The organism is Photorhabdus heterorhabditis (assembly GCF_001280945.1).
GTDB classification, from domain to species: domain Bacteria; phylum Pseudomonadota; class Gammaproteobacteria; order Enterobacterales; family Enterobacteriaceae; genus Photorhabdus; species Photorhabdus heterorhabditis.
The window spans coordinates 19,190-35,737 of the sequence record NZ_LJCS01000030.1 but is presented as its reverse complement, the minus strand read 5'-3'; the positions used below and the strand labels follow the sequence as shown (position 1 = coordinate 35,737).

General features: G+C 42.7%; 17 protein-coding genes and 1 pseudogene. 14 read left to right on the top strand and 4 right to left on the bottom strand.

The window, feature by feature from the left end; translation table 11 throughout:
* Window positions 1-120: 120 nt before the first annotated feature.
* Together AM629_RS24620 and AM629_RS25130 are read left to right on the top strand one after the other, a co-directional pair.
* Window positions 121-353, top strand: a pseudogene (locus AM629_RS24620) (group II intron reverse transcriptase/maturase); the annotation flags it as partial.
* 392 nt (window positions 354-745) lie between these two features.
* Entirely contained in the window at window positions 746-925 is a 180-nt protein-coding gene (locus tag AM629_RS25130; RefSeq protein ID WP_338049386.1) for a DUF6622 family protein, read from the top strand.
* Between the two features lie 364 nt (window positions 926-1,289).
* On the opposite strand, the gene srmB is transcribed toward AM629_RS25130, so the two are convergent.
* On the bottom strand, window positions 1,290-2,642 hold the full coding sequence (srmB, locus tag AM629_RS11795; protein ID WP_054479156.1) for an ATP-dependent RNA helicase SrmB: 1,353 nt from the start codon (window positions 2,640-2,642) through the stop codon (window positions 1,290-1,292).
* Window positions 2,643-2,795: 153 nt separating this feature from the next.
* On the opposite strand from srmB, the gene trmN reads away from it, so the two are divergent.
* Complete coding sequence (gene trmN / locus AM629_RS11790; protein ID WP_149617397.1) at window positions 2,796-3,530, top strand: tRNA(1)(Val) (adenine(37)-N(6))-methyltransferase TrmN; 735 nt, start codon at window positions 2,796-2,798, stop codon at window positions 3,528-3,530.
* 46 nt (window positions 3,531-3,576) lie between these two features.
* Here trmN and nadB read toward each other — a convergent pair whose 3' ends face one another.
* Window positions 3,577-5,217: an L-aspartate oxidase gene (gene nadB, locus AM629_RS11785; RefSeq protein ID WP_054479154.1), complete on the bottom strand. Its 1,641-nt coding sequence runs from the start codon at window positions 5,215-5,217 to the stop codon at window positions 3,577-3,579.
* A gap of 169 nt (window positions 5,218-5,386) precedes the next feature.
* On the opposite strand from nadB, the gene rpoE reads away from it, so the two are divergent.
* From rpoE to acpS, 11 genes are all read left to right on the top strand, one after another.
* The gene (gene rpoE / locus AM629_RS11780) at window positions 5,387-5,956 is read left to right on the top strand and encodes an RNA polymerase sigma factor RpoE (protein ID WP_054479153.1); all 570 of its coding nucleotides are present in this window, start codon (window positions 5,387-5,389) and stop codon (window positions 5,954-5,956) included.
* Between the two features lie 39 nt (window positions 5,957-5,995).
* Complete coding sequence (rseA, locus tag AM629_RS11775) at window positions 5,996-6,649, top strand: anti-sigma-E factor RseA (protein WP_054479150.1); 654 nt, start codon at window positions 5,996-5,998, stop codon at window positions 6,647-6,649.
* 2 nt (window positions 6,650-6,651) lie between these two features.
* Window positions 6,652-7,608: a sigma-E factor regulatory protein RseB gene (gene rseB, locus AM629_RS11770; protein WP_054479149.1), complete on the top strand. Its 957-nt coding sequence runs from the start codon at window positions 6,652-6,654 to the stop codon at window positions 7,606-7,608.
* Complete coding sequence (gene rseC / locus AM629_RS11765; protein ID WP_054479147.1) at window positions 7,608-8,072, top strand: SoxR-reducing system protein RseC; 465 nt, start codon at window positions 7,608-7,610, stop codon at window positions 8,070-8,072. The genes rseB and rseC overlap by 1 nt, the downstream gene beginning before the upstream one ends.
* Window positions 8,073-8,267: 195 nt before the next feature.
* Window positions 8,268-10,064 carry a translation elongation factor 4 gene (gene lepA, locus AM629_RS11760; protein WP_054479145.1) on the top strand — a complete coding sequence of 599 codons (1,797 nt, stop codon included), beginning with the start codon at window positions 8,268-8,270 and terminating at the stop codon, window positions 10,062-10,064.
* Window positions 10,065-10,084: 20 nt separating this feature from the next.
* Window positions 10,085-11,065 (top strand): signal peptidase I, encoded by a 981-nt coding sequence (lepB, locus tag AM629_RS11755; protein ID WP_054479143.1) that lies wholly within the window; start codon window positions 10,085-10,087, stop codon window positions 11,063-11,065.
* Window positions 11,066-11,234: 169 nt separating this feature from the next.
* Window positions 11,235-11,915: a ribonuclease III gene (rnc, locus tag AM629_RS11750; RefSeq protein ID WP_054479141.1), complete on the top strand. Its 681-nt coding sequence runs from the start codon at window positions 11,235-11,237 to the stop codon at window positions 11,913-11,915.
* A complete protein-coding gene (gene era, locus AM629_RS11745; protein ID WP_054479139.1) occupies window positions 11,912-12,820 on the top strand; it encodes a GTPase Era in 909 nt (302 codons plus the stop codon). Before rnc ends, era begins: the two co-directional genes overlap by 4 nt.
* Window positions 12,821-12,830: 10 nt before the next feature.
* Window positions 12,831-13,544 (top strand): DNA repair protein RecO, encoded by a 714-nt coding sequence (gene recO, locus AM629_RS11740; protein ID WP_054479136.1) that lies wholly within the window; start codon window positions 12,831-12,833, stop codon window positions 13,542-13,544.
* A gap of 80 nt (window positions 13,545-13,624) precedes the next feature.
* Entirely contained in the window at window positions 13,625-14,356 is a 732-nt protein-coding gene (pdxJ, locus tag AM629_RS11735; RefSeq protein WP_054479135.1) for a pyridoxine 5'-phosphate synthase, read from the top strand.
* Window positions 14,356-14,736, top strand: coding sequence for a holo-ACP synthase (gene acpS / locus AM629_RS11730; RefSeq protein ID WP_054479133.1), 381 nt, complete (start codon window positions 14,356-14,358; stop codon window positions 14,734-14,736). The genes pdxJ and acpS overlap by 1 nt, the downstream gene beginning before the upstream one ends.
* Before the next feature lie 2 nt (window positions 14,737-14,738).
* Here the strand turns inward: acpS and AM629_RS11725 are convergent, their stop codons facing one another.
* Entirely contained in the window at window positions 14,739-14,999 is a 261-nt protein-coding gene (locus AM629_RS11725; RefSeq protein ID WP_054479130.1) for a YfhL family 4Fe-4S dicluster ferredoxin, read from the bottom strand.
* Window positions 15,000-15,408: 409 nt separating this feature from the next.
* Window positions 15,409-16,239 carry a phage tail protein gene (locus AM629_RS24615; RefSeq protein ID WP_235525461.1) on the bottom strand — a complete coding sequence of 277 codons (831 nt, stop codon included), beginning with the start codon at window positions 16,237-16,239 and terminating at the stop codon, window positions 15,409-15,411.
* Window positions 16,240-16,548: the final 309 nt, after the last annotated feature.

Below are 16,548 nucleotides of genomic sequence, written 5' to 3'. Positions count from 1 at the left end.
TAAGCTACCGTCTTGATGGTCAGTTGCTATAGCAGACATCTTTCTCGCCAAAGGAAAAATGTAGTGAATGGTGTGCTGGGCAAAGCTGTACTGATCTTGTAGGTAAAAGTCCCGTCGTAGAAAGGACACTGGCGGCTGAAATTAACCAGCTGAAAAGACTGTCTCGCCGCTAAATTGAAGGGACTCAGGGACTTCCTCTGGAAGAACCTGAGCACCGACAAATGGTAAGCCCTCAATATCGTCATCAGAGTGATAGAAGCTGGATAAATTATTACGGCATATCTGATAACTAGAGACGAGTTGGGCAGTTTATCTACCAAAGTATGAGAATGCTTTACCGGTGGCTCAATCGTAATGTTCAGTTCTTGCTGAATATGTGTGTGGGGACACGGATCTGTTGGGAGCCGGATGCGGTAGTTCTGTACGTCCGGTTCTAAAGATTACGTCAGTGTCAGACCATATTAATCACTGATACAGACAAACATTAACTCTTAACAAAAGGGTGAATACAGAAAGGTTGCTTTGGCAGCAAGCGTGATGACAACGACAGGTAAGACCGGGACTCACCAAACCTGAATGTTATTCTGAGCTTAAAGCTTGTCGGAGAAATAAGGCGTGAGTCAGCGGATTACATAGGGGTTAGCAGCTTTGAAAGGTTGCAAAAAAGCCGGATTTAAGGCTGCAACCTATCTGTCAGAGTTAAAACGATGGAGGTCCTTGCAAGCGGGACGTTCATATAAATAACATGTCACTGACCACCATTATTAAAGATACCCCAATATGGGTTTGGATTCTTTTTGCTTTTCTCATCAGGCGCGGGATTAGTGCCTTGTATGATCGTGAAATGCGAATTGATCGTCTTTTCTTACTACCAATAGTATTCCTGGTCTGGGGAATATATAACGTCATTTATGAAACACGCTGACGCTGATTGTTATCACATTTATCGTTAAGTTTATTATTACGGCCATGTTAAGCATTCACCCTGCGTTGTTGCATTCGTTACATTTTAATCTGTTTTTTGGCTTTAGTAATGGTGTGCTTGACGGTATTTTCTGGGGCGGAACGCTAAATCTTTTTATTCCTTGGTACAGAAACAGGACCAAGAGCGTCTACAAATAGTGTTTATGAAGCTCTAATACTCTCTGTTCTCCCAGCCATGCGGTATACCTGATAAATTATTAATAGAAATAAAGAAGCGTTTGCTGAGAGCTTATTTACTCACAGAATAATCTTACTATGCGAAACTGCATATTATAATCAACGGGCCAATTGGCCCGTTTAAAGATTTACTTATCGCTATCGCTGCGGGTTGGGGCTTCAGGTTTTGGATTACCAGCAGGTTTACGGCGTTTGCCGATATTCTTGCTATCTCGATGGCGTATTTTTACTTTTTTCTTCAGCTCTTCGGCTTTCTTTTTTTCTTTGTTTTGTTTGCGCTTAGCCAGTACTTTTTTCGATGGCTTATTACTGGTTTTTTCATTTGGCGCTCTGGTTGTTGGGCGGAGTTCATCAACAATCCGTGACTTTAGGGGTTCGTTTAGATAGCGGCTGATTTTGCCTAATAAAAGGTGATCATGTGCTTCCACTAAAGTAATTGCGGTACCTTTGCGGCCTGCACGAGCCGTGCGGCCAATACGGTGTAGGTATACATCAGCGGTACGCGGTAAATCGAAATTGAAAACATGACTGATATCATCAATATCTAATCCACGGGAAGCGACATCAGTGGCGACCAAAACATTGACACTGCCATCATTTAGACGCTTAACCGCTTCTGTCCTTTTGGCCTGTACCATTTCCCCTTCAAGGAGCCAGGCTTTGATACCGGCTCGACGCAACTCATCTACGAGCTCATGTACACGTTCACGCTTGCGAACAAAAATGATGGACTTAGTGACATCAGGTTGTTTCAGTAAATGGCAGAGCAGGGCGGTTTTGTGTGTTAAATCATCTGCCCGATAGTAGAATTGTTGGATTTTTTTGCGTTCACGGCGGGATGATTCCGCATCAATTTCAACCGGATCTTCCAGTAAGCGTTCAGCAAAATCACGAATAGCTTCTCCTTCTAGAGTGGCAGAAAACAGCATTGTCTGTTTACGCCAACGGGTTTCACCGGCTATTGTTTCAATATCGTTGGCGAAACCCATATCCAGCATACGATCTGCTTCATCAAGGATCAGTGTTTCAATTGCCCGGCAATCAAAGTTTTCTTCTTTGATATATTGCAGTAGACGGCCTGTAGTAGCGACGACAATATCCTGATTTTCACTGAAAACTTCTGCATGGTTCATATATGCCACGCCACCAGTAATCGTAGCAATGTCCAGATGGGTATGGGCAGAAAGTTCTTTTGCCTGGTCTGCTACCTGCATTGCCAGTTCGCGGGTTGGTGTTAGGATCAGAACGCGTGGTGGACCAGATTTTTTGCGTGGAAAATCCAGTAAATGTTGCAGAACTGGCAGTAAATAAGCCGCAGTTTTACCTGTACCAGTCGGCGCGGAACCCAGAACGTCACGTCCATCCATTGCTGCCGGAATAGCAGCAGCCTGAATTGCCGTCGGGCGGGAGTAGCCTTTGCTATTTAAGGCATCAAGCAGGCGTTCGTCAAGATCGAGTTCAGAAAAGTTTGTTGCAGTCATCATATACCTCTGTTTGGGCCGCCGATTATAAACAGGTTGGGCGTATTGTTCATCTATTTAAAGCTTTTAGGGAAACAGATAGCTTTTATCGGAACATAATACCCCTTATCCTAATAGCAAATTTTTTTGTACTGACAGATGTAGGTTATTAATTTGAAACAGAAACGATCTCTGCGTCGGGGTGGATTTACTTTTAAGCAATTTTTTGTCGGCCATGATCGGTGCGCGATGAAAGTGGGGACTGATGGTGTTCTATTGGGTGCATGGGCTTCAGTTAGTGACAAAAAAGCGATTTTGGATATTGGCTGTGGTAGTGGGTTGATTGCTCTGATGTTGGCACAACGCACCGATGAAAATGCAAAAATTGATGCGGTGGAACTGGATATAAACGCTGTATTTCAAGCACGAGAGAATGTGGAACAGTCTCCATGGCAGAGAAAAGTAAATGTTTATCATCAGGATATTAGTGATTTTGCTGATCGATATTCACAATGTTATGACCTGATTGTTAGTAATCCACCTTATTTTGAGCCAGCTGTTGCTTGCCGGAATGAGGTAAGGGAGCAGGCTCGTTATACTGGCTCTCTGACTCATCGGCGGTTATTGCAATACGCAGAAAAGTTAGTCTCGCCAGATGGCTTGTTCTGTGTGGTATTGCCATATGCTATTGGTGAGTTATTCGAAACAATGGCGTGTCAGCAAGGCTGGTTTTCCCATGACCGGGTTAATATTCGCGATAGAAAAGGTAAACCATTTCATCGGATGTTGTTGGCACTTTCTCGTAAAGAAAATACGAGTTTCATCGGTGAATTGACCATCCGTCAGCCAGATGGTGTATATACGCCGGAATTTCAGCAACTGGTGACGGATTTCTATCTTTATTATTGAAATAATCACGCTGGGTGTAGCTATGAGCAGGTTTTGCCGCCAGAGATCAGGGGGTCAGAATTGTTGGTTTTGACTCTGGCAGTAAATTGGGATAATCCAGCGTGAAATGCAGACCTCGGCTCTCTTTCCTTTCCAGTGCACAACGTACAATTAATTCAGCGACTTGCACTAAATTTCGTAATTCCAGCAGATTATTAGAGATTCTGAAATTGGAATAGTAGGCGTGAATCTCCTGTTGTAGCATATTAATGCGGCGTAGTGCTCGTTCCAGGCGTTTGGTTGTACGCACGATGCCAACGTAATCCCACATGAATAGGCGTAATTCGTGCCAATTGTGCTGAATGACGACTTGTTCATCTGAATTATCAACACGGCTCTCATCCCAAAAGGGGAGTTCCGGTATCTCTTCGATTTTTTCAATCTGTTGTTGGATATCTTCCGCAGCAGACCAGCCGTAAACTAAACATTCCAGCAGAGAATTGGATGCCATACGGTTTGCACCATGTAGGCCAGTGTAGCTGACTTCACCGATAGCATATAAATTGTTTAGGTCAGTACGTCCCTGATGATCGACGACTATACCGCCGCAGGTGTAATGCGCGGCAGGCACGATTGGAATCGGTTCTTTTGTGAGATCAAAGCCCAATGTCAGCAGTTTTTCATAAATCATTGGAAAATGCTGGATAATGAAATCGGTTGGTTTATGGCTAATATCCAGAAACATGCAATCAGCACCAAGGCGTTTCATTTCATGGTCAATAGCCCGCGCTACGATGTCGCGTGGGGCCAGTTCAGCACGTTCATCAAAATCAGGCATAAAACGACTGCCATCTGGTCGTTTTAGATAAGCGCCTTCACCTCTTAAAGCTTCAGTTAGCAGGAAATTACGTGCTTGTAGATGAAACAGACAGGTCGGGTGAAACTGATTAAATTCCAGATTGGCGATACGGCAGCCAGCACGCCATGCCATTGCAATGCCATCACCGGATGAGATATCGGGATTTGTGGTGTATTGATAAACTTTGGCAGCGCCACCGGTTGCCAGGACAACGACTTTAGCGCGATAAGTTTCTACTCGTTCCTGCTGGCGGTTCCAAATATAAGCGCCAATTACTCGATTATCGCCATTGAGTTGGGCTTTATTTGAGGTAATTAAATCAACTGCGTTGCAGCGCTCTCTTACAATAATGTTCGGATGAGACTTGGCTTTTTCAACTAGTGTGGTTTCTACTTCTTTACCCGTTGCATCTGCATGATGCAGAATACGTCGATGGCTGTGACCACCTTCTCGAGTCAGATGATATTGTTTTTTTCCATCTTCACGGGTTTCTGTATCAAATGAAACACCCTGATCAATCAGCCATTTTACACAATGGCGGGCGTTACTGGTAATAAACTCAACCGCGCTTTTGTCGCAAAGCCCTGCCCCAGCGATCAAGGTATCTTCAACATGAGATGCGATACTGTCTGTTTTATCAAATACAGCGGCGATACCACCCTGCGCATAATAGGATGCACTTTCGCTAAGAATACTCTTACTTAATACAGTGACTTTATATTGCGAAGCCAGTCGTAAAGCTAAGGATAGACCAGCCACACCACTGCCGATAATAAGTACATCACTGTAATGTTGCGAGAATAATGATTGCATAATTGATGATGTGTGGAGAAGATGAGTAAAAATCATGTTAGCCTATCAGATAGGATAAAGGCTATGATTGCAACAAAATGATGACAGAAATTGAACTTCACAGAATTTTATTACTCAAAGCCCTGCTTGCTCGGAGAAATAGGACATCTATGGTTGGTTCAGTAAATACAAATGTGGAGCTTTGCTTCGGGAGATTTAACCTCGGATGAGCGAGCAGTTAACGGATCAAATGCTGGTCGAGCGAGTGCAGAAAGGTGACCAAAAAGCGTTTAACTTACTGGTGATCAGATATCAGCATAAAGTAGCGAGCCTTGTATCTCGCTATATTCCGCAGGGTGATGTTCCTGACGTTGCGCAGGAGGCATTTATTAAGGCATATCGAGCACTGGCTTCATTCCGTGGCGATAGTGCTTTTTATACCTGGTTGTATCGTATAGCAGTAAACACGGCAAAAAACTATTTGGTTTCTCAAGGGCGACGTCCACCATCCAGTGATTTGGATGTCAGTGACGCCGAAAATTATGAAGTTTCAAATGCACTAAAAGAAATTTCGAACCCTGAGAATTTAATGTTGTCAGAAGAGTTAAGGCAGGTGGTTTTCCGAACCATTGAATCTCTTCCTGAAGATTTGCGAATGGCAATAACTCTAAGGGAATTAGATGGGCTAAGCTATGAAGAGATAGCTGTTGTTATGGATTGCCCAGTAGGTACGGTTCGTTCCCGTATTTTCCGGGCGAGGGAAGCCATTGATGATAAAATTCAACCACTGATTTAAAACTAAAAATAGTGGGATAATACTGAAGGGTACTTTGGCATGCAAAGAGAAAAACTTTCCGCACTGATGGATGGCGAAACTCTTGATAGTGAAGTCGTTAGTATTTTATCTAAAGATTCTGCAATGCAGAAACACTGGGAAAATTACCACTTGATCCGTGACACATTGCGCGGTGATGTGACTGAAGTATTACATATCGATATTGCGAGCCGGGTTGCACAGGCACTTGAAAAAGAGCCTGTTCATTTTAACCGTGGGTTGATTTCTGAATCTCAGCCTCGGCCAGAGACTTGGCAGAAAATGGCGTTTTGGCAGAAACTTCGCCCTTGGGGAAGTCAAATTACTCAAGTGGGTGTTGCAGCCTGTGTTTCGTTGGCAGTACTGATAGGAGTACAGCAGTACAATAGCCATGATGCTGTGAATTTTGAATATCAATCTGATACACCAGTATTTAATACACTGCCGATGATGGGTTCGGCTTCCCCAGTGAGTTTTGGCGTGCCTTCTGGTGATGATATGTTTGGTCATGATCAGCGCATTCAGGTGCAAGAGCGTAATAAACGCATTAACATCATGTTGCAACAATATGAACTTGATCGCCGTGTGCATTTTGAACAAAATGACGGACAGGAAATTCCACCACAGGCTGCCATTCCGGTTCCCGGAACGCAATCTTTAGGAACACAACAGTAGTAATGAAACATATCTGGTTTTCCGTCTCTTTACTGGCGGGCAGCCTGTTTACTCCTCTACAAGTCTCGGCACAGCTCAGTAGCGCTGAGGCTTTGTTACAGGAGATGGGTAATGCCACTCAGTCCCTGACTTATGAGCTTGCTTTTATTAATCTCAGCCAGCAGGCTATCGTCTCAGCTCGTTATCGCCATGCCATTATCAATGGTATTCCCATTGCTCAAATTATGCAGATGGATGGTTCCCGCAGGGAGATTGTCCAGCGTGGTAATGAGATTAGCTATTTTGAACCTGGACTGGATGCTTTCAGTCTTAGCGGCGATCATATTATTGATTATTTACCGGCAGTTGTTTTTGCTGATTTCACTCAGTTGAAAAAATACTACAATTTTATCGACGTTGGTCGTACTCATATCGGTGACAGACCTTGCCGGGTTGTACGCATCATTTCCAAAGATGAAGTACGTTATAATTACATTTTGCTTATCGATGAAGAAAACCATTTACCATTACGTATTGATTTACTTGATCGTGATAGTGAAACACTTGAGCAATTTCGGGTTGTTTCTTCTACAATAGGTGGGGATGTCTATGGTGCAATGAGTATTATTACTCACCTGAATATGCCACCAATGCTGGTCATTCCATCGTCAGAGAAAGTGGTATTCAATTGGAAATTAGGTAAATTGCCGGATGGTTTCACTGAGGTTTCGCGTAATCGGCGTAAACTATCAAATACTGATTCGCTCGAGTCTATTATGTTCAGCGATGGTTTATTTAGTTTTTCAGTGAATGTGACTAACGCTGACAAAACCAGTAAATTAGAATATCCTCTTCGTCGTGGGCACCCAACGATTTATAGCGTAATACGTGGGGCAAAGGAGGTTACTATTATTGGTGAATTGCCACTGGCAACTGCCAAGTATATTGCCGCAGGTGTTGCATTTATGGGAACTGACTAATGGTCAAAGAATGGGCAACAGTAATCCGTTGGCAGCAGGGTAGAGCATTATTACGTTATGGCTCCTCTTCTGGTTGTGGTAGTTGTCAGGCTCGTGCGGCGTGTGGCTCTTATTTACTGAATAAATTAGGGCCTGATGACATTCATCAACTCGAACTTGAGATTTTACAGCCGTTGCAACCAGGGCAGAAAGTGGAAATTGGTATCCCTGAAGGAAGCTTATTGCGTTCAGCGTTGCTGGTTTATCTAACCCCACTTATTGGACTATTCCTTGGTGGTGCACTTTTTCAATTATGGGTGACCAATCAATTATGGGTGTTTTGTGGCGGCGTTTTGGGAGGAATCGCAGGTTTTTTCCTTGCCCGCAGAGTTGCCACTTATTGGGATAATCAGCAGGAATACCAACCGACAGTTTTACAAATTGGTTTGCCTCCTGATGTAATTCGTGTTCAGCATCCGGAATAAATCTGTTTTAATCATACAGAACTTTTAATTGACTGATCATACTTAAAGCCACAGGCATGACTAGGTTTTCACAGGTTTGGCATGTAGAATACAGCCTTTCAGGCCAGTGGCCGACCTATAAACCGTCGCTTTATGTCCCTCTGTGTGTCCATTAGGCGAATGATTCAGAAATACCAAGGCAGAAAAATATTTATAATGAAGCAAATACGAAATTTCTCCATTATTGCTCACATTGACCACGGTAAGTCGACGTTATCTGACCGTATTATTCAAATTTGTGGTGGCTTAACAGATCGTGAAATGGCAGAGCAAGTGCTGGATTCCATGGAGCTTGAGCGTGAGCGCGGTATCACCATCAAGGCACAGAGTGTCACTTTGGATTACCAAGCCAATGATGGGCAGCTCTATCAATTAAACTTTATCGACACGCCAGGGCACGTTGACTTCTCATATGAGGTCTCCCGTTCGTTGGCTGCTTGTGAAGGGGCATTGTTGGTGGTTGATGCTGGGCAGGGGGTGGAAGCGCAGACATTGGCTAACTGTTATACCGCTCTGGATATGAATCTTGAAGTTGTTCCTGTTCTGAATAAAATCGATTTACCCGCTGCGGAGCCTGAGCGCGTAGCAGAAGAAATTGAGGACATTGTTGGGATTGATGCTACTGATGCAGTGCGTTGTTCAGCCAAAACTGGTGTAGGCGTACAAGATGTCATTGAGCGTTTAGTTAAAGAGATTCCGGCCCCGGAAGGCGATCCTAATGTGCCGTTACAGGCACTTATTATCGACTCATGGTTTGATAACTATCTCGGTGTTGTCTCGCTGGTTCGTATTAAAAATGGTACTTTACGCAAGGGTGACAAAATCAAAGTGATGAGTACCGGTCAGGTATATAACGCTGATCGTCTTGGAATTTTTACACCGAAGCGAGTTGACCGCGATATATTGGATTGCGGCGAAGTAGGTTGGTTGGTTTGTGCAATTAAAGACATTCTTGGTGCGCCAGTTGGCGATACATTGACGCTGGCCCGTCAACCTGCGGAAAAACCATTGCCAGGTTTTAAGAAAGTAAAACCACAGGTTTATGCGGGGTTATTCCCTATCAGTTCTGATGATTATGAAGCATTCCGTGACGCATTGGGTAAGTTGAGTCTGAATGATGCTTCTCTGTTCTATGAACCGGAAAGCTCTACTGCACTGGGTTTTGGTTTCCGTTGTGGTTTCCTTGGTTTGTTACATATGGAGATCATTCAGGAGCGTCTAGAACGTGAATACGATCTTGATCTCATTACAACTGCACCAACGGTTGTTTATGAAGTGGAAACGACGAGCCACGATATTCTCTATGTGGACAGCCCTTCTAAATTGCCGGCATTGAATAATATTGAAGAGTTGCGTGAACCTATTGCTGAGTGTCATATGCTGTTACCTCAAGAATATTTGGGGAATGTCATTACCTTATGTATTGAGAAACGTGGGGTGCAGACCAACATGGTTTACCATGGTAAACAAGTTGCACTGACTTACGAAATACCGATGGCTGAAGTCGTATTGGATTTCTTCGACCGATTGAAATCCACATCTCGTGGTTATGCTTCACTGGATTATAATTTCACTCGTTTCCAAGCTTCTGATATGGTTCGTGTGGATGTGTTGATTAACGGTGAACGAGTTGATGCATTGGCGTTGATTACTCATCGTGACAATGCTCAGTATCGTGGGCGGGAATTAGTCGAGAAGATGAAAGAGCTTATTCCTCGTCAGCAGTTTGATATCGCGATTCAGGCTGCGATTGGCAATCATATTATTGCTCGCTCAACAGTGAAGCAATTGCGTAAAAACGTCTTGGCGAAGTGTTATGGTGGTGACGTTAGCCGTAAGAAAAAGCTATTGCAGAAACAGAAAGAAGGTAAGAAACGCATGAAGCAGGTTGGTAATGTTGAGTTACCACAGGAAGCTTTCTTAGCCATTCTTCATGTTGGTAAAGACAATTAATAAGGTTGTAAGGAGTCTAAATGGCTAACACTTTTGCCCTGATCCTAACGCTAGCAACGTTAGTCACCGGCATTATTTGGTGTATTGATCGTTTCAAATGGGCCCCAGCGCGCAAGAAAAAACTTGCCAGATTGCAGGAGCTAACTGAAGGTACAATGGATCAGGAGCATCTGGCTGAGACTATTAACAAACCAACATGGATAGATACGTGTTCATCCATTTTCCCAGTGCTGGCCGTGGTTCTGATCTTGCGCTCTTTTGTTTATGAGCCATTTCAGATCCCATCGGGTTCTATGATGCCAACTTTATTGATTGGTGATTTCATTCTGGTGGAGAAATACTCATACGGATTGAAAGATCCCATCACTCAAACCACATTGATTAAGACTGGTGAACCAAAGCGTGGTGATATTGCCGTATTCAAATATCCATTGGACCCAAGTTTTGATTACATCAAACGAGTGATTGGCTTGCCGGGTGATAAAATTATTTATGATCCACTGAAGAAAGAACTGCGTGTTTTTCCTGGTTGCGGTGAAACAAAAAGTTGTAAGGAAGAGCTACCGGTTTCTTATGGTTCATTATTCCCAAGTGAGTGGACAATGAAACAGTATGGTGTCAACTCCCATGGTGAGAACCTGAAAAAGATAGGTGTTTTCCAAATCCCTGTTGAAGAAACTTTACCGCCTTACAGCATGCGGCAGGGTGAACGGATTGAGAATCTGGGTGTGGCAACACACCATATTTTGGAGATTCCGGGGGTACTGCCGAGGCCGAATTTCCGTCAGCCTGGTTTGCCTGAGGGAATGTGGATTGTGCCTGAAGGTCACTATTTCATGATGGGTGATAACCGTGATAATAGTGCTGATAGCCGTGAGTGGGGCTTTGTTCCTGAGAAAAATCTGGTTGGTCGCGCTTCAGCAATCTGGATGAGTTTTGAGAAACAGGAAGGGGAATGGCCTACCGGAGTTCGCTTTAGCCGTATTGGTGGAATTAATTAATATTAGCGAAGCATTAATTTTACTCACAGTGTAGAATATCCTTTCAAACTTAATGACTGGCTCCTGATAAGGAGCCAGTGCAAACGCAACAGTTTTGTCAGGGCTTCCTGTACAGGTCTGTTGCGTGTGCGTTTTTATTTGACGAATTCTGACCTATATTTGGTAGCACATGAATCCCATCGTAATTAACAGATTGCAGCGTAAGCTGGGGTACACTTTTGATCAGCATGATCTGCTGATACAGGCATTAACTCATCGCAGTGCCAGCAGTAAACATAATGAGCGGCTGGAATTTCTCGGTGATTCAATTCTAAGTTTTGTTATTGCCAATGCCCTATATCATCGCTTTCCTCGCGTAGATGAAGGGGATATGAGCCGGATGCGTGCCACATTAGTTCGTGGTAATACTTTGGCTGAATTGGCAAGGGAATTTGAATTAGGTGAATGTCTTCGCCTGGGGCCGGGAGAACTGAAAAGCGGCGGTTACCGCCGTGAATCTATTCTGGCTGATACTGTGGAAGCGCTGATAGGTGGTATTTTCCTCGATAGCGATATTCAAACGGTTGAGAAAATTATTCTGAGCTGGTACGAAACTCGCTTGAATGAAATTAGCCCAGGTGACAAACAGAAAGATCCGAAAACCCGGTTACAAGAATATCTGCAAGGGCATCATTTACCCCTGCCGTCATATCTGGTTGTTATGGTTCGTGGTGAAGCCCACGACCAGGAATTTACTATTCACTGTCAGGTGAGTGGTATCGAACAGCCGGTTAAAGGAACAGGCTCCAGCCGCCGCAAAGCAGAGCAGGCAGCGGCGGAGCAAGCATTGAAACAACTGGAGCTTGAATGAGCGAACAAGAAACCTATTGCGGATTTGTTGCAATAGTCGGACGGCCTAATGTGGGGAAATCCACATTGCTGAATCAGCTTTTGGGTCAGAAAGTGTCTATCACTTCCCGTAAACCACAGACTACCCGTCACCGTATTATGGGTATTCACACTGAAGGGGCTTATCAGACTATTTATGTAGATACTCCTGGGTTGCATATTGAGGAAAAGCGGGCGATTAACCGTCTGATGAATCGTGCAGCCAGCAGTTCTATTGGTGATGTAGAGCTGGTCATTTTTGTTGTTGAAGGTACTCATTGGACGCCAGATGACGAGATGGTGCTGAATAAACTGCGCAACTTGCGTTGTCCGGTTTTATTGGCTATCAATAAAGTGGATAACCTGACTGATAAGGCTATCCTGTTGCCACATATTGGTTTCCTCAGTAAACAGATGAACTTTCTTGATGTTGTACCGATGAGCGCTGAAAAAGGCATGAACGTAGACACAATTGCAAAGATTGTGCGCGGACATATGCCGAAAGCAACTCACCATTTCCCGGAAGATTATATTACTGACCGTTCCCAGCGTTTTATGGCTTCTGAGATTATCCGCGAAAAACTTATGCGTTTTCTCGGTGATGAATTGCCATATTCTGTTACGGTTGAAATTGAACAGTTCATAGCGAATGAGCGCGGCGGTTACAATATTCACGGTTTGATTCTGGTTGAACGTGACGGCCAGAAGAAAATGGTTATTGGTAATAAAGGTAGTAAAATCAAAACTATTGGTATTGAAGCCCGTCAGGATATGGAAAGACTGTTTGATGCTAAGGTTCATTTGGAGCTGTGGGTTAAAGTTAAAGCGGGTTGGGCTGATGACGAGCGGGCGCTGCGGAGCCTGGGTTACGTCGATGATTTGAAATAAGGCGTTGCCTGTGGACGGTTGGCAGCGTGCTTTTATTCTTCATAGGCGCCCTTACAGTGAAACCAGTTTGTTGCTGGATCTTTTTACTGAAAATGAGGGGAGGGTCAGTGTATTGGCTAAAGGTGCGCGCAGCCGTCGTTCCAATTTGAAAGGCTGCTTGCAGCCATTTACCCCGTTGCTGATTCGTTGGAGTGGGCGAGGGGGAGTTAAAACGCTACGTGATGCCGATCCTATTTCTTTAACTCTTCCTCTTACTGGCAGCGTGTTGTACAGCGGTTTATATGTTAATGAATTGCTGTCGAGAGTGCTTGAACAAGGAACGGCTTATCCGGCTCTATTCTTTGATTACCTCCAATGTTTACAAGTTCTTGCTGCCAGTGAATACACACCAGAGCAGGCATTACGCCGGTTTGAGCTGGCGTTATTGGCAAATCTTGGTTATGGCGTTGATTATCTTCATTGTGCGGGCAGTGGTGAATCTGTGACCGATACGATGACTTACCGTTATAGAGAAGAAAAAGGCTTTATCGCTAGCCTGATCATTGATCACTATAGTTTTACGGGGCGTGAATTAAAATCATTGGCAACCCGTGAATTCCCTGATTCGGCAACATTGAAAGCAGCGAAGCGTTTCACGCGTATTGCACTGAAACCCTACCTTGGTGGTAAGCCTTTAAAAAGTCGTGAACTGTTCCGGCAATTTGTACGTAAAAAGCTGGAATAGAAAGAAAACTAATGAATTTGTTTCTCTTCAAGATGGCAAGAGTCAACTTGTCACATTCAATATGACTACAGGAGATAAATATGGCTGAAATATTATTAGGCGTTAATATCGATCATATTGCGACAGTGCGTAATGCCCGTGGCACAAATTATCCTGATCCAGTTCAGGCCGCTTTTGTTGCAGAACAGGCTGGTGCAGATGGGATTACCATTCATTTGCGTGAAGATCGCCGTCATATTACAGATCGGGATGTTGAACTACTTAGTCAAACTATCCAAACCCGGATGAACCTTGAAATGGCTGTGACAGATGAAATGGTGGATATTGCCTGTCGCATCAAACCTGAATTTTGTTGTTTGGTGCCTGAAAAACGGCAGGAAGTGACAACAGAAGGTGGTTTAGATGTTGTCGGTCAGAAAGATAAGGTTATGGCAGCGGTTAAACGTTTATCTGATGCGGGTATTCTTGTATCTCTGTTTATTGATGCAGATCACCAGCAAATAGATGCAGCCAGAGAAGTTGGTGCACCTTTTATTGAGATTCACACCGGTGCTTATGCTGAGGCAGCAAATGAAATTAAACAAGAAAAAGAGTTTCAGCGGATTAAAAAGGCCGTGACCTATGCTGCGAATATAGGTCTTACCGTTAATGCGGGTCATGGATTGACGTATCATAATGTACAACGTATTGCGGCTCTGCCGGAAATTTATGAATTGAATATTGGTCATGCCATTATTGGACGGGCGGTATTTAGTGGTTTGACTGCGGCTGTAGCAGATATGAAAACTCAGATGCGGAAAGCGCGCGGTTAATGGCTATTATCGGCTTGGGCACAGATATTGTTGAAATTGCCCGTATTGAGGGGGTTGTTGAGCGCTCAGGTGAGCGCTTGGCAAAACGTATTCTCAGTGAATCAGAATGGAAACAATATCAGCAACATAAAAAACCGGTTCGTTTTCTGGCTAAGCGCTTTGCGGTAAAAGAAGCGGCGGCAAAAGCGCTGGGAACGGGTATCCGTAATGGTCTGGCATTTAACCAGTTTGAAGTGGTTAATGATGCTCTGGGAAAACCGACTTTGCGGCTCTATGGTGCAGCAGCAGAATTGGCTCAGAAACTGGGAGCAATATCTTTGCATGTGACATTGGCCGATGAGCGCCGTTATGCTTGTGCGACCGTTATTTTAGAGAGTTAATTTTAGATTTTATCTGCATGATGCAGTAATACAAATTTATCCCACAGTTGCTCTGCTGTTTCTTGCCGGTCTGGATCGGTAATAATAGTATTATTTATCGGACAGACTGATTGGCAAGTTGGGGAATCATAATGACCGACACATTCGGTACAACGCTCAGCATCGATTTCATAAATTGCATCTCCCATTGATATAGCTTGATTGGGACATTCAGGTTCACACATATCACAATTGATACAGCATTTAGTAATTAGTAAAGACATTTTAATAACTTAGTTTGTTTTGCATTTTATACCAGTGTGTTATCGTCAATTTTAATTTCTTACTATTACACACTTATTGTATTTTTATACGGCATAAATTACATTGAAAAACCAAATCTGGCAACAAAAACCATAATATATGAAATTTTTTCTATACCCAATAGATTTCAAGTTGCAGTGCGGCGGCAAGTGAACGCAGCCAACAAAGAAGCAACTTGAAAGATAACAGGTATAACAGGATATTTACAACCTATAGTATTAGAGTAAATAAAATGATGAAGACCGGATGTTATTCTAATCCCGGTCTTTTTGTTAATGACGATAATGGTAGAATTAACTAATAAAATTCCTATTCTTTATCGAGATAATTCTAAAATCTGAGATGGATAATAACTATTAGCATTGAAAGTTAGTTATCTGATACCCCTACTACAAATATACGTACAGGCGGAAAATTTTTGTTGCGAGAGTACCAACGTGATATTATTACTAGATTTTCTTTATTGATTTTTAATATTTCAGCTCCTTCAGAATATTGGCCTCCATTGATATGTCCACTCATACTTGAAAGTATAGCATGAGGTTTATAAGAGTATGCAATTGGGTATGTGATAGTGAATTGCCCCTCGTTAGCTAAATCTGGAGCCTGCGCATATACAGATTGGAATAAGAGATATTTTCTCTCTGATCCGATGAAAAATGGAATTTTGAAAGTCATGAAATTATTCCCTTGTGTAAACAGAGGAGTACCTGACAATAATAATTCAAATAAACCGAGGTTTTTCACAAACTCATTTTTATTGGGAATGTCTGCACCATTTTGGTTTTTGTCCAATCTGCCGTTAGCATTATCATTTATATCGGAAACAAGTTTCTGAGTTGCAGCGAGTGTATTACTATTGCCAATAATATCTGTGAGTTGAACAATACCTTTTTGTATTAATGAGGCATCAGGAATTTTTGTTGTGATTTTTTGTTCTAATGCTTTATTTAATTGTGCAGTGAGTTTGGTTGTATTACCATCATCCAAAACATCACTGTCAGACTCTGTTGCAATAAAATCAGCGACAACAGATGATATTGTTGATGACTGACGTAATGCCTTATTTAATATATGGGTGGTAAGACCGTCTGGTGGAAATCCAGTCTGCAATTCTGGACTGTTTTCATATGAATTTTGATCCACCACATTAGCACCATCTTTAATAGAAAACGTTTTAAAATCATTTTTGGTATTCATATATATTTTCCTGATTTTTAATAGTGTGTTTTATAGGTGATATTTTGAGTTATTGTAAGGGTGATTTGCTGTCTCTTATATTTTAGGGACAAAAAATAATAATTAAATATCTTTATAACTTATGAGGTTAATTATTTTAGTGTGTTTTTAGTAATAAGTAATTAAATATGTCTTAATTGGAGGTGTATATAAATAATGAGTGTTTATTTTCTGGAGTATATTAAATAATTTCCATATTGAAAGGTTTAGACTGGAAAGTAAACTTCAATAACGAACAAGGTCGCTAATATCGCATGGAGAATAGTTCGG

Coding starts and splice junctions, on each gene's coding strand:
- rpoE (WP_054479153.1), top strand. CDS start 5,387: ATGAGCGAGCAGTTAACGGATCAAATGCTGGTCGAGCGAGTGCAGAAA.
- nadB (WP_054479154.1), bottom strand. CDS start 5,217: ATGATTTTTACTCATCTTCTCCACACATCATCAATTATGCAATCATTA.
- pdxJ (WP_054479135.1), top strand. CDS start 13,625: ATGGCTGAAATATTATTAGGCGTTAATATCGATCATATTGCGACAGTG.
- rseA (WP_054479150.1), top strand. CDS start 5,996: ATGCAAAGAGAAAAACTTTCCGCACTGATGGATGGCGAAACTCTTGAT.
- rseB (WP_054479149.1), top strand. CDS start 6,652: ATGAAACATATCTGGTTTTCCGTCTCTTTACTGGCGGGCAGCCTGTTT.
- srmB (WP_054479156.1), bottom strand. CDS start 2,642: ATGACTGCAACAAACTTTTCTGAACTCGATCTTGACGAACGCCTGCTT.
- rnc (WP_054479141.1), top strand. CDS start 11,235: ATGAATCCCATCGTAATTAACAGATTGCAGCGTAAGCTGGGGTACACT.
- rseC (WP_054479147.1), top strand. CDS start 7,608: ATGGTCAAAGAATGGGCAACAGTAATCCGTTGGCAGCAGGGTAGAGCA.
- AM629_RS11725 (WP_054479130.1), bottom strand. CDS start 14,999: ATGTCTTTACTAATTACTAAATGCTGTATCAATTGTGATATGTGTGAA.
- lepB (WP_054479143.1), top strand. CDS start 10,085: ATGGCTAACACTTTTGCCCTGATCCTAACGCTAGCAACGTTAGTCACC.
- AM629_RS24615 (WP_235525461.1), bottom strand. CDS start 16,239: ATGAATACCAAAAATGATTTTAAAACGTTTTCTATTAAAGATGGTGCT.
- acpS (WP_054479133.1), top strand. CDS start 14,356: ATGGCTATTATCGGCTTGGGCACAGATATTGTTGAAATTGCCCGTATT.
- lepA (WP_054479145.1), top strand. CDS start 8,268: ATGAAGCAAATACGAAATTTCTCCATTATTGCTCACATTGACCACGGT.
- era (WP_054479139.1), top strand. CDS start 11,912: ATGAGCGAACAAGAAACCTATTGCGGATTTGTTGCAATAGTCGGACGG.
- AM629_RS25130 (WP_338049386.1), top strand. CDS start 746: ATGTCACTGACCACCATTATTAAAGATACCCCAATATGGGTTTGGATT.